1 protein-coding gene is annotated in these 15,339 nt (G+C 64.1%); it reads left to right on the top strand.

Going from position 1 to position 15,339, the window contains the following annotated elements:
• The first annotated feature begins 205 nt into the window (after positions 1-205).
• Positions 206-15,283, top strand: a complete 15,078-nt coding sequence (locus ACUN9Y_RS07170) for a carbohydrate-binding protein (RefSeq protein WP_445459997.1) — start codon at positions 206-208, stop codon at positions 15,281-15,283.
• Positions 15,284-15,339 lie beyond the last annotated feature (56 nt).

Below are 15,339 nucleotides of genomic sequence, written 5' to 3' on the forward strand. Positions count from 1 at the left end.
AAAACTCTTGCCCTATAAAAAACCCTGTCTAGACTCGAAATTTATCGGCCCGAAGACCGTGCCCAGGTTGTGGGTGGTCGTATCGGGAGATGGTGGTGACGATAAAAATCTGTTCCTGGTGCCGAGGACGCGGCGTCATAAAATCTCAAAACGACGTAAGGGATGCGTCTCGATAACATCATTGCGGGGTGGGGAAATGTATTTCATGTCATTCGTGTCCAATCGTCTGGGTTCCCATGCAGGGCGTATCAATAATGGCGATACGCTGGAAGGAAATATCTTTCAGAATCACGGCATCAGTGTCACGCCCTTGCCTTCCCCCTGGGAAGACTCCATCAAGGCAATGCGAATGACTCTTGAGGATGCACGCGGTGAGGTGTCGGTGTTCGAGCGCTTCGAGCGGCCCTTTGTCTTCGATCACCTGCCAGCACCGAAGCCTGGCAAACTCAAGATGCTGCTCGAGGCGCTGGATGAGCGAGGGGCGGTGTTGCCAGGGTCTGAACAGGGCCTCGGGGTGGACGTGAGCGCGCCGACCGAAGACGATGGCGCAGAGCCGGAACCGGAACCACAAACCGCCCCGAGCAACGATGCGCCGAGTGAGGCGGTGGTCCAGGATGATTTGCCGGCGCCTGCACCCAGCAGCGCGCCGACAGCGGCCGCCCCAGTCGCCCTTGCGGCGGCGGCACCCGCGCCTTTTGCGGCCGCGGCGGCCATCGCGGCGGATACCTTCACCACCCTCCGTATCGAAGCCGAAGAGCTCACCGACGATGACGCCGATGGCGCTTTTGCCTCGCTGAGCGGAGCCAACCTCGCCGTGGTAGCCGGGGATGACAATGCCCCGAATACCGCCAATGCCTCGGGCACGGCCTATGTCGATTATGGCGACCCGACCGGTGAGACGCTGACCTTTACCTTCAACGTCGACGCCGCCGGCGAGTACGAGCTTGCCCTCGGCTATGCCCTGAGCCAGAACAACGATGGCTCGGATCGTAACCGTCCGCTGCGCCTGGACGTCAATGGCGAGCTTGAGGATCGCATGTTCGATCTGCCGAGCACGACCCTGACCGGCGATGGGGCCGACTTCAGCGACTTCGGTGAGCGCACCATTCGCGTTCAGCTCCAAGCCGGCCAGAACACCGTGTCCTTCACCTCCAACGGCGCCAGCGGTCCCAACGTCGACTACCTGGAAGTGCGTGCTCCAGACCCGGATGTCTACGTTATTCAGGGCGAGGATCTGGATATCGGGCCGACGTCCGACATCGACGATACCGGCACCAACCGCGTGGTATCGATCGATAACATCGCGACGCTGGGTGTCGACAATGACGAGACCTTCCGGGTTGGCGCCGAAGGGGCAAGCTATCTCGACTGGGCCGCTGGCAATGCCGATGCCTACGCTGACTTCACCCTGGACGTCGCCACCGCCGGCACCTACAGCGTCACCGTGACCTATGCCACGAGTTCCGGTCGTCCGCTGGACCTGTTCGTGGTCGATGGCGGCACGCCAAGCCAGATTGGCAGGTTCGTGTTCGCTGGGGTGACGGAGCCGAACTACTACCCCGATGACATAAGCGATGTTCCCCAGGGCAATCAGCCGGCGGTGCCGACGTCCGGCAGTTCGACGCGTCAGACCGAGTGGGAAGGCTGGTCGACCGAGACCCTCGAAATCACTCTTGGCGCGGGCAGCACTACCCTGCGTCTGGGCGGCGAGACCAATGGCCCCAACATCGACAAGATCGAGGTGGCGCTGCTGGTCGCCGACCCGGTCGATCCCACCGGGCCGGTCATCGATCCCATCGTCGTCCAGGCTGAAGATGCCGAGCTGGGAGCTGCCAACGCCCCCGGCACCCTGGTGCGCGACGCCGAGAATCCCGAGGATGGTGCGGGGTTTCAGGGCCTGCGTCCTGACTATTCCGGCACGGGGTACGTCGATTTTGGTAGCCAGGCAGGCGACAGCCTGACCTTTACGGTCAACGTGGTCGAGGCCGGTAGCTATGACTTGAACTTTCGCTACGCCAGCAACGGTCCCCGGCCGATGGATCTGATGATCAACGGCGTCGCCCTGGCGCAGCAGGCCTTCGCCTCCACGGATCCCAACGCCAATGGAGTCGACCCGGAAGGCTTCGATGTGTGGGCCTATCAAAGCCTGACTGCCGATCTTGCCGTCGGTGACAACAGCATTACCCTGAGCATTCCCGGAAGCAGCGGGCCGAACGTCGACCGCCTGGAAGTGACCACCGCGGGGACCGGGCCGGTGGGGGATGTCGACGCAGACGCCGATGCCGCTGCGCTTGTCTTCAGCGCTGATGCGACCCTCATCAACGGCGCGAGCGCCGGGGAGGCCGGATTCAGCGTGACCGGCCTCGATGATGACATCGTCTTCGTTGGCGTGTCCTTCGATGGCGGCGTCAGTGTTGATGAAGTCACCCCGAACCCCGATGGCAGCTTCACCCTGGATCTGTCCGGGTTCGACGATGGCGATGTCGCCGCCACGCTGATCGCCATGGACGCCTTCGGTAACCGGTCCGAGCGGTCCCTGGCCCTGACCCTTGACACCACCGCCGATGAAGGCGCCGACCTGGCCCTCGATGGCCCCGATGCCGAGATCGAGGCCGCCGACAGCGCCAGCGTGGTCTTCGGCGTGGCGGGCATCGATGCCGGGTCGACCCTGGAAATCAGTTTCGACGGTGGGGTGACGCGACAGCCCGCCACCAGCGATGGCGACACCCTGAACGTCGATCTGTCGGGGCAGGCCCCGGGAGACGTCACGGTGACGCTGATCGCGACCGACGCTGCCGGTAACGAAGCCAGCGTCGCCGACACGGTGAACCTGGGCGCTGCCGGTTCGGCGAGCATGGATGTCATCTTCGCCGACGCCACCATCACGTCCTACAACGCGACCCAGGACAATCCGGCCAGCGGCACCGGCGCCGCGGTCGAAGACGGCGGCGCCACGCTGTCGTTGACCGACAACGTGTGGAAGCGTGCGGCGCTGCCGAATGACTACACCATCACCGGTGAAAGCGTGCTGACGTTTGACGTGGCGATTTCCGGCTCGCCGGTGCCGGAAATCGTTGCCATCGGCTTCGATGCCGACGCCAACCCCTTCAACGGCGGTGCGAGCGTCTATCAGCTCGGCGGCACCCAGACCCAGGGCGGCTTCGTCGACCTGCGCGGTCAGGGCGTCGACAACGGCGATGGGACCTTCCGCTTCACCATCGACTTGTCGGCCCATGCCGGTACCACCATCGACTCTCTGGTGTTCGTCAACGATGACGACGTTGGCGCCAAGGGCAGTGCGAGCTTCAGCGCCGTGAGCCTGTCGCAAGCCGATATCGACGATAGCAACAGTGCACCGCGGGTGGTCGGCGGAGGCATTGCCGACATGAGCCTCGATGAAGGCGCGAATCTTGAGGTCGACCTGCCGTTCGTCGACGACGATGGTGACGCCTTGAGCTTCAGCTTCGTGGTGACCGACAGTGATGACCAGCCCGTCATCGTGGATGGGCTGAGTGTCAACGATCGAGTGCTGTCCGGTAGCCTTGCGGGGCTAGCGCCGGGTGACTACACCATCACGGTCACCGCCGACGATGGCACCACCAGCAGCGCGACCGACTTCGCCCTGAGCATCGAGAACGTCAACGACGCGCCGGTCGCCGAGCCCGCCGCCCTGGAGCCTTACTTCGGCGAAGTGGGCGAGGACTTCATTCAGATCCCGCTGTCGGACTTCGCTTCGCTATTTTCCGATGCCGACGGCGATAGCCTGACACTGACCGCCGAGGACCTGCCCGCGGGGCTCGAAGTGGTGGACGGCGTCATTCAAGGCACGCCGAGCCAGGGCGGTACCTTCGACGTGGTCGTTCGTGCCACCGACCCTGGCGGTCTGTCCGCGACCCAGTCGCTGAGCTTCATCATCGAAGGCACCCAGGTTGGCGATAGCATCACCATCGAGGCGGAAGACTTCACCGATCTGGACGCCGCCAACCTGATCGTGACCGGCAACGCGGCGGCGTCCAACGAACAGCTGATTCGTCTGACCAGCAACGCGCCGGCGACGATTGGCACTGAGCTGTCGGGTAGTGGCGTAGAGCCTGGCTGGTACGTCGCCCGGCTCTATGTCTTCGATGAGAACGACGGCGAAGGTGGGCTGACGCTGACCATCGGCGGTACCGTGCTCGAGGCTCGCAATGTAACGAGCGATAGCCTGACCTCCGACGTGGTAATGAACGACGACTTCGGCACCATCGTCGGCAGCGGCGCTCGCGGCAACGCAGGGCAAAGCGGTAACCGCAAGGAAATCGTCTTCGAAACGCCCTTCGAGGTGACCGCCGGTGATCTGGCGAGCCTCGAACTGCGCGGCGCCGGTGGCGAACTGATGCGCATCGACTCCCTGGTGTTCGAGCGCATCGACGAGCCGGTCAACACCGCGCCGACCCTGGATGGCCTCGGCGCCGCGATCAGCGTCGACGAGAACAGTGCCGCGGTGGCGAGCCTGGTGCTCGATGATGCCGACGGCGACAGCCTGACGGTGACCCTGTCCGGCGCCGATGCGGCGCTGTTCACCTACGACGAGGCGAGCGGCGGTCTGGCCTTCGTCAATCCGCCGGATGCCGAATTCGCCGCCGATAGCGATGAAGACGGCGTCTACGAGCTGACCGTGACGGTGTCGGACGGCGAGGACAGCGTGTCACAGGACACCCTGATCAGCGTGACCGATCTCAACGAGAGCATCGCCATCGGCCAGACCGATTTTGCGGTGGACGAAAACCTGACCGAGATCGGGGCGATCCCGCTGGTCGATGAAGACGGCGCGAGCACCGGCATCCAGGCTCCCGTGTTCGCCATCACCGGCGGCGTCGACTCGCCACTCTTTACCATCGATGCGACCAGCGGCGTGCTGAGCTTCACCAGCCCGCGTGACTTCGAGCTGGCGGTGGATGGCGACGAAGACGGTGTCTACGAGGTCGAGGTCACGGTCACCGACGGTGATCTGACCGACACCCAGACGCTTTCGGTGACCGTGAATGACGTCGACGAGGCGCCGTTCTCGCCGATCAGCCTGCAGGCCGAGGACGGCGTCGTCACGAGCTTCGATGACGATGCCAACGCCACCGATACCACGATCCGCGATCCATCGAACCCCGAAGACAACCCGGACCTGCAACCCAGTGGACTGCGCCCGGACTTCTCCGGCACCGGCTACGTGGACTTTGGCGATACCGCCGGCGACAACATCACCTGGCAGGTCGAGGTGTCCCAGGCGGGTGAATACGACATCAGCGTGCGCTATGCCAGTAACACCACCCGCCCGCTGGATCTTTCGATCAACGGCGGCACCCCCGTGGGCATGGCCTTTGTCGGCACCGACCCGGATGGCGGTGGGCCGGAAGAGGGCTTCGACAACTGGGCGATCGAAACCGTCACGGTGACGCTACAAGCCGGCAGCAACAGCATCGTGCTGGCGATTCCAGATGGCGCGACGACCGGTCCCAACATCGACCGCATCGAGATCACCGAGGGCGGCAGCGGGCCGATCCCGGTGGACGATAGCGCCGATGAAGACGGCGACCTGTCCCTGACCGCCGCCGACGATACCCTGGATGCCGGTCAACTCGCCGACGCCATGTTCAACGTCAGTGGGGCCGACGATGACATCGTTGGCTTCGAGGTCAGCCTCGACGGCGGCATCACCCGCACCGCGGTGACGCCCGACGCTTCAGGCAACATCAGCGTCGACCTTGGTGGCCAGAGCGGCGACGTGACCGTGACCCTGATCGTGACCGATGCCACGGGCAATGAAGCGAGCGCCAGCGATAGCGTGACCATCGATGATGGCGGCGTGGTGGTGGCGCCCTTCACGGTGCAAGGGGAGGATGCGGTTGTCACCGATGTGGGTGGCACCGCCCAAGGGGCCGTCACGCGAGCGGTGACTGAGGCCGAACCCGATGATTTCGGTAACTTCCGAGAGGGGGCAGTGGGTGACGCCTACCTGGACTTCGGCACCGACGCCGGCGACCAGATCACGTTCAACCTCGATGCGCCGGCGGCCGGCAGTTACACGGCCACCATTCGTTACGCCAATGGCGGTACCGCTCCACGACCCCTGGATCTGAGCGTCAATGGCAATGCGCAGGCGCAGATCGGCTTTGCCAATGCGGTCGACGACGGGGTCAACGATCCCTGGGATGAATGGCTGGAGCTCGAGGTGCAAGTGATCCTCGAACAGGGCGCCAACACCTTCACGCTGACGCTTCCGACAGCGGCCAATGGTGGGGTGGCCAACGGCCCCAACATCGACCAGATCGTGTTCAACTTCGATGATGGCGATACCGGCCCGGCGCCCTTCGCCTTCGAGATCGAGGGCGAGGCGCTGACGCTGTTCGATACCGATAACGTCGGCGATACCCTCGATACCCAGGTGCGCGATGCCGATAACCTCGAGACCAACACCGACGCCGGTGCCGATGGCCTCTGGGATGGCTTCTCCGGGACCGGCTATCTGGACATGGGCAGCGATATTGGCGATGCGGGCGCCTTCGATGTGGTCGTCGACGACGCCGGCACCTACACCTTGACGGTGCGCTATGCCAATGCCGGCGGCAATGGGGCGGATCGACCGATGGACATTCTGGTCGGCGGCGCGTCTCAGGGCAGCCTGGCCTTCGGCTCGACCGGTACCGGCGCCACGGACTGGGAGAACTGGACCGAAACGACCATTGAGGTCGAACTCGAGGCCGGCAGCAATACCATTCGCCTGGAGAACCTGACCGCGGCCGGTCCCAACATCGACCGCATCACGGTGACCCGTGAAGGCGTGGCGCCGCCGGACGTGGTCGAGCCAGGCGATCGCTTCTCGGTCAAGATCAACTTCCAGCCCGAGGGGGTGGCGGTGCCGGACGGCTACATCGCCGATCACGGCAAGGGCTTTGGCACCCAGTCGGTGACCATCGACGGCCAGACCTACCAGTACGGCTGGGTCACCGAAGAATCGATCTACGACAGCGAGCCCGGCACCACACCGCTGGATATCTCGAGCCTGACCAGCGTGGCGGTCAACGATCGCACCGATGACATCGCCGGTCTCGACGTGCGTCAGGGCACCTACGCCCACTTCGACCAGCCGGGAAGCGCCTACGTGCGTGCCGGCTGGGAGATCGAGCTGGCGGACGGCTACTACGAGGTCACCGTCTCGATCGGGGATACCTCCGGGCCCTACGACAGCGTCAACATGCTCAACGCCGAGGGGGAGCTGATCAACGACCCCTTCACGCCGTTCCGGCCCGACGACTTCCCGGCAGATGGCGATCCGTCCAATGATACCGATGGCTTCCGCTCGGATCTGGTGACCCGCATCGTCCAGGTGACCGACGGTCGTCTGACGCTGGATTCGCTCGGTGTCGGCAACGAGAACACCGAGATTCAGTACATCGAGATCCAGGCGCTGCCCGACCTGACACCCGGAGACGGTCGCGATGCCGCCGAGGACTACGCCTTCTTCACCGACGCGCGTGCCATCGCCGGCGTCGGTACCGAGGAAGTCGAGGTCGATCTTGATCCCGACGACGGCAGTCTGCCGAGCGGCGTCGACCCGACGTCCGATATCTTCGTCGGCATCTCGGTGGTGGATGGCCGCGGCGGGGCGCTGCTCGAGAGCCTCGGCGACGGGTCGATCCGCCTGATCGAGACGCTCACCGGTGAGGAGGTCAGCTTCAACGCCAACACCACCGGCGGCTTCGATTCTCTGACCATCTCGCCGAGCCAGACGCTCAAGGAGTTCACCAGCTATACGCTGATCATCGACGGCTTCCGGGATCGCGGTCCCAACGACGATGCCGATGCCCCGACGCGGGAATTCCAGAAATACACCAACACCTTCGTCACCGGTGAGGCGCCGGAAATCGTCGCCCGCGACGTGGCCTTCAATGACGTGGTCGAGCTCAACGGCGCAGCCGATGATGCCTTTGGCTTCACCTCGCTGGAGATCACCTCCGACGGCTCGACGATGTACATCGCCACCATCGGCGGTCAGATCCTGCGCTATGACATCGATCCGAACGACGGCTCGCTTGGCAACCGTCAGGAGCTTGCGCTGCCGGGAGATTACTTCTTCCAGCCAGGGGCGGATGGCAACAACGATCGGCGTGGCATCATCGGACTGGTGGTCGATCCCACCGACCCGGACGTGCTGTGGATCACCGACAACTATCCGATTCCGCTCAACGGGCGCGACAACGGCGTACCGGAGTTCAGCGGACGCATCACCAAGATCACCCTGGATGGCGGCAGCGACTTCTCCGGCACCGCCGAGCCCTACATCACCGGCTTGCCGCGCTCCAACGGCGACCACGTGACCAATAGCCTCGAGTTCCGCGAGAACCCGGACTACGACGCCGCCACCAATCCCGATGTGCCGACGCATCTGCTGTATCTGATCCAGGGTTCCAACTCGGCCATGGGTGAGCCCGACAGCGCCTGGGGCAACCGGCCCGAACGCCTGCTGAACGCGGCGGTGATGGAGATCGACCCGACCCGGGACGCGCCGGCCGGCGGCTTCGATGTCTCGACGGAGCCTGTCCCCGATAACGGCCAGAACACCCGCTTCGATGACCCGGATGGCCATCCCAAGGATGATCCCATCCCCATGGGCAACGGCGAGTTCCTGGTGTTCGACGATCGCGGCGTGGCCACCGTGCAGGATGCCGATGGCACGGTACTGCAGACCTACTACGACCCCTACGCCGATGACGCGGTGCTGAAGATCTTCGCCACCGGGGCGCGTAATGCCTACGACCTGGTGTGGCACTCCAACGGCTTTCTGTACGTGCCGACCAACGGCTCGGCGGCGGGGGGCAACGTGCCGGATGATCCGTCGACCACAGAGGATGAGCGTTACACCAACGTCGAGAAGCAGGACGACTACCTGTTCAAGATCGTCGAGGGCGGCTACTACGGCCACCCCAACCCGCTGCGCGACGAGTACATCCTGAACGGAGGTAACCCGACCGGTGGCACCGACCCGAATCAGGTCAACAAGTATCCGTCGGGGACGAACCCGGAGGGCACCTACGACATCTCCGGTGTTTATTCGTTGGGCGAGAACCGTTCGCCCAACGGCGCGGTGGAGTACACCAGTGATGTGTTCGGCGGCAACCTGCAGGGCAACGTGCTGTTCACCGAGTACTCCGGCGGTGACGATGTTCGCTCCATCACCCTGGATGCCAACGGCAATGTGATCGGCGATGAGGTGCTGCGTGACCCCGATGGCAATGTCATCAGCTACGTCGATCCGCTGGATATCATCGAGAACCCGGTCACCGGCCAGCTGTACTTGCTGACCCTGAACCGCGGTAACGGCCAGAGCCAGATCATTCGTCTCGACCCGGCGCCGGGTGGGGTGGTGGATCCGGGTGACCCGGATCCCGGCCCCGACGATGGCTTGATTTCGCTGCTGGCCATTCAGGCCGAGGACATGACGCCTGGTGATGGCACGGCGGTGTCGATCGCCACCGGGGCCGGCGCCGAGATCCAGATCCGCGATGTGAACAATCCGGAAACCAACGGGCTGCCCAATGGCCTGCGCCCGGGGTCCTTCGGTGTGGATGGCAATACCAACGATGATGACGGGGTCCTCGGCGGCTACGCCGACTTCGGTTCCACCAACGTCGATTTCCTCACCTTCACGTTCGACCTGAGCGCGGACCAGGCCGGCGACTCCGTCTTGCGGCTGCGCTACGCCAACGGCGGTGTTGCCGATCGCCCCTTGGAAGTCTTCGTCAACAACGCAAGCGTCGGCGTGTTCGACTTCAGTCCGCCCCCGGGGCTGACCGGCGATGCGGCCTGGGCCGAGTGGCTGACGGAAGACGTCGCGGCGACCCTGGTCAGCGGTCAGAACACGGTGCGCCTGCAATCCACCGCCAATACCGGCCCCAACATTGATCAGCTGGAGATCCTGCAAGAGGCCCCGGACACCACGCCGGGGGTGACCGAGTACGAAGCCGAAGGCGCAGCACTTGACGGCCCGGTCGTCGTGCTGGCCAGTGACGACGATCGCAACGCCTCCGGTGATGGCTTCGTCGACTTCGATGGCGCGGGCGACCAGACCATCACCTGGACGATCGATGTCGGCGAGGCGGGCAGCTATGACATCGGCTTCCGTTACGCGCTGGACGCGGCCAAGGCCGACCGACCGCTGGGCCTGACCATCAACGGCGTCGACCTCGGTCAGTTGAACTTCGAAGGCCAGAGCAACACCGCCGAGGACAACTGGTTCTTCCAGAATGCTCTGGTCACGCTGCAGTCGGGGAGCAACACCATCACCCTGACCGCCCCAGGCGCCGTGGGCCCGAACATCGACCTGCTGCAGGTGCCGGATTCGCCGTCCGATAGCTTCGTGCCGGTCTATGCCGATGTCTCGGACGGTTCGCGCATCGAGCTCGAGAGCGGCGACAGCGCTCGCACCATCAACGAGCTGACCGCCGACTTCTACTTCAGCGTAGATAGCACCGGCCTCTATCGTCTGGACCTGGCGGCGAATGCCGGTGCCGATGATGGCCAGGGCCTTGCCTTGACCCTCAACGGGCAGCCGGTGGAAATGCTGGCCTATCCGGGCGAGGGGGATGCCGGAGAAGAGGGCACCTACGTCGAGCTCGAGGCGGGAGTGGAGTACAACCTGCGGGCGGTCTCCAGCGCCGATGGCGCCGATGATCTGGACTATCTGGACGTAACGCCGGTGGTTGGCAACGACAATGCCGACATCGCGGTACAAAGCGGCGATGCCGCCTACTACTCGGACCGGTTGCACTTCAGCTACCTGGAGAACAACGGCGTCTCCAACCCTGACCGCGACTTCAAGGAGAGCGCCACGGTCACCATCTCCAACACCGGAAGCGAGCTGCTGGAGATCCTCGACGCCGACATCGAAGGGCCGTTCGTGCTGGCCGATCCGGGGGCCTTCGACGGCCTGACGCTGGCCGCGGGGCAGTCCATCGAGGTCACGGTACTGTTCGATCGGGCGAGCTATGTGGCGCCGACCAATGACGCCGGTGACGGGGTGTTCGAGGGGCGCATTCGCCTGACCACCAACGATGCCGACTCGCCCATCGCCGAGATCCACATGGCCGGGTTCTGGCAGCAGCGCGATGAAGGCGGCTGGGAGCCCAACGTCAACGAGGTGTGGGAAGTGTTCGGCTTTGGCAACCGCATCGATGGGTTGCCGACCGTCGGCGCCGGGCAGAATTCGGTGCTCAACGACTTCGACCTCTATCGGCCGATCAACGACGATGAAGTGCTGTCGCGCTACTGGTCCCTGGCCGATGGCGTCGGCGAGGCCAAGATCACCCAACTGGCGGCCTATCACGGCAGTGGCGGGGCGACCCTTGGCATCCATAACCCCGGCAACAAGAATCAGGACGTGATTTTCTCCAACCACGCCGGTGACAACAACCAGACCATCCTGCCGGTGAAGGGCAACGGGGACTTCGCCACCATGACCTTCGGCCTCGGCGACATTCCCGGGGGCTGGAATGGCACCGGCGTGTTCGGCATCGAGATGGCCAACCTGTCCACCGATCCGTCGTTGAACCCGACCGGGGGTGGTACACCGCCGGACGATGCCGACGGCATCGAACGTGGCTATACGGTGCGCATGTTCCGGGCCCTCGATGCCGACGGCAACGTGATTCCGAATACCTATCTCGGGATCATGGACTACACCGGCATCAACTATGACTACAACGACAACATGTTCCTCATCGAGGGCGTGACGCCGGTGTCCGGTGGCGAGCTGACGGTGATCAACAACGACGGCGTTCCGTCCAACGATCGCCTGGTGATGTCACGCATCGAGAACCCGGCCAATGCCGCCCAGGAGGTCCACGACGAGGTCACCATCACCCTGCGCAACGACGGCTTCGAGAGTCTCGATATCGCGAGCGTCGAGGTCAGCGACGCGACGCTGTTCGAGCTGACGCAGGCCTTCGCTGCGGTGACCCTGCAGCCCGGTGAATCGATCGATGTGACCGTGCGCTTCATCGCCGACGATCCCAACGATGGCAGCCTGTATGAGGCCAGCCTGATCATCAATTCAAGCGACGCCGACGAGGGCGAGAAGGTCATCGAGCTTGCCGGCCTGGCCCAGAACCAGTCCGAAAGTGGTCAGGAACCAGGAGTGCAGGAGATCATCGACGCCTTCGGCTATTCGACCAATGTGGCCGAAGGGCAGATGAACCAGGGGGGCCTGGTGGAAGCCAATGGCGACGAGATCCTGTCGCCGTACTTCCAGCGTGCCGACGGTAGCTCGCCGATCAAGATCACCCAGCTGGCGGCCTATCACACCCAGGGTGACGTGGCGCGACTGTTCGTCCACGACGTCGATAGCCGTGACATCGACGAGATCCTGGCCCACGACGAGGCCGATGGTCAGACGCTACTGCCACGCACGCTCAACGACGGCGACCTGCTGACCACCACGACCCTGGATCGAGATGCACCCTTTGGCTTCTTCGCCGAGATATCCGGTCGCCAGGGGTATATCTCCTGGTCCGACCCGGATGCCAACCTCTACGAGGACACCATCGATGCCATCGGTAATCCCGGCAACAACCTCAATTGGGACGAGAACGACGGTCATCTGATCCGCGTCTATGTGGCCAAGGACGCCGCCGGCAACGTGATCCCGAACACCTACATCGTGATCCAGGACTACGCCGGGGTGAACTATGACTACAACGACAACATCTTCCTGGTGGAGAACGTCGAAACCTACGACCCCAACGGGGCGGAAGATGCCGACGGCAACGGGCGTGTGGACCTGTACGACGATGATGACAACGATGGAATACCCAACTTCATCGACAACCCCGATCCGGTGGGGCAGACCGCCTTCAATGCCAACGAAGCCGCCTGGGCCGTGGGCAACGATGGCCTGACGCTGGAGGCCAAGCTGTACGACAACGGTGGTCAGGGAGTGGCGTACAACGACACCACCGCGGGGCATTCGGGGGCCGCCTTCCGCTCCAACGAGTCGGTGGACATCTCCAACGGCACCGAGGCGATTGGTTATGTCGCCGATGGTGAGTGGGTCGAGTACACCCTGAACGTGGAGACGGCCGGAACCTACACCCTGAGCTTCTCGACCTCCGCGGTCAGCGGCGGCAAGAGCATCACCGCGGCCTTCGAGCAAGGGGGAGGGTTTTACACCGGTGCCCAGGTACAGAACCTGCCGAACACCGGCAGCTTCACCAGCTTCCAGACCGTGGGGCCGCTGAGCTTCGACCTGGAGGAAGGTGAGCAGGTGCTGCGGCTGACCTTCAATGGCGGGCAGCTGGACCTGGCCTCCTTCACCCTGGACTTCGTGGCGCCGGTGGACGATGGCCAGAGCGCCTTCAATGACACCGAAACTGCCTGGGAGGTGGGGGCCGATGGGCTGACGCTGGAGGCGCGCTTCTACGACAACGGTGGCCAGGACGTCGCCTACAACGACGCGGACGCGGCTCATCAGGGCGATGCGTTCCGCTCCGACGAGGCGGTGGACATCTCCACTCCATCTCAGTCGCTCGGCTTTATCGAGAACGGCGAGTGGGTGGAGTACACCATCAACGTGGCGGAGGACGGCCTCTATGACCTGGGTTTCTTGACCGCACTGGACTCGACGAGTCCGGCCGCACGCTCGATCACGGCAAGCTTTGCCAAGGGCGATGCACCTTATGTGACGGCGTCACCGGTCGGTGTGTCACCGACGGGCAGCTGGACCACGTTCACCCAGACCGCTACCACCCAGGTGGCACTGGAGGCCGGCGAACAGGTGGTGAGGCTGACCTTCAACGGTGGGTCGATGGACCTGGCGTCATTCAGTCTGGCGCCGGTCAATCAGGCACCGGTGGTCGCCGATGGCATCGATGACATGAGTCTGGTCGAGGGGCAACCGATCGAGCTGGCCCTCGATGGTGCCTTCAGCGACGCCGATGGCGACAGCCTGACCTATACGGCCAGCGGTCTGCCAAGCGGGATCAGCCTGTCGAGTGATGGGGTCTTCTCGGGGACCACCAGCGATACTGGGCTGTTCGATGTCAGCGTGACGGCATCCGATGGCCAGGCAAGCGTTCAGTCGAGCTTCACGCTGAACGTGACCGATGCGCCGTCCGGCCCCAACCAGCAAGCTTTCACCGCCGATGGCGAAGCCTGGCAGGTGGGCAGTGACTTCAGCCTCGACGCGGTGAACTACGACGAGGGCGGTCAGGGCATCGCCTACAACGATGCCGATGCCGACCAGATTGGCACCGCGGTGCGCCCCGGCGATGGCGTGGATATCGTCGGCGACGGCGATGCCATCGGCTGGGTGGACGAAGGGGAGTGGGTGGAGTACACCCTCAACGTTCAGCAGTCCGGGGTCTATGACCTGTCGTTCCTGTCGGCTCTCGGTGACGCGTCCGGTCCGCAGCGCACCATTACCGCGACCTTCACCAAGGCCGACGGCACGCCCTACGCCTCGATCGATCCGGTGGCGGTGGCGCCGACCGGTGGCTGGGGGGACTTCCAGCCTACCGATGCGGCCCAGGTGGCGCTGGAAGCCGGCGAGCAGGTGTTGCGCATCACCTTCAACGGCGGCTCTCAGGATCTGGCGTCCTTCACCCTGGAGCGTGACGGGCAGCAGGCCTTCAACGCCGGTGGCATGCCCTGGCAGGTGGATGCCGACGACGGCTTGAGTCTCGATGCGGTGAACTTCGATGAAGGCGAGCAGGGCGAGGCGTACAACGAGCTCTCGGGTGCCCAGTTCGGCTCTGACTTCCGTGACACCCCGGTGGATATTGTTGGCCAGGGAGATGCGGTGGGTTGGGTCCAGAATGGCGAGTGGCTCGAGTACACCATCAACGTCGAACAGGCCGGTAGTCACACCCTGTCGTTCGTGACCTCTAACCCCAACAACGGACGCAGCATCACCGCCGCGGTCGAGCAGGACGGGGTCTTCTACGACCAGGCCAGTGGTTCGGTGCCGAATTCCGGCGCCTGGGGCGTCTTCGTCGATGGACCCTCGTTGACCCTGGATCTGGAGGAAGGCGTGCAGGTGCTTCGCCTCACCTTCAACGGCGGCTCTCAGGACCTGGCGTCCTTCGAGATCACCCGTGATCCAGACGCGGCCGCGGCCAGCGCGCCGAGCATGGCGGCCATGATGGCCATGGCCGACGACGCCGATGCGACCCCGCCGCCCGCCAACGACGATGCTCCGATGAGCGACGACGTCGCCCTCCAGGGTATCCAGGACGACGACCAGGGAGGCCTGCTCTAACCGGAAGGAAAAACACAGCAAAGAAATGCGTTTGCAGATGGGCCGGAGAGCGCAAT

Source organism: Halomonas sp. V046, from assembly GCF_052645355.1.

Excerpts from the sequence above, each read along its gene's own strand:
- ACUN9Y_RS07170 (WP_445459997.1), top strand. The coding sequence starts at position 206 with ATGTCATTCGTGTCCAATCGTCTGGGTTCCCATGCAGGGCGTATCAAT.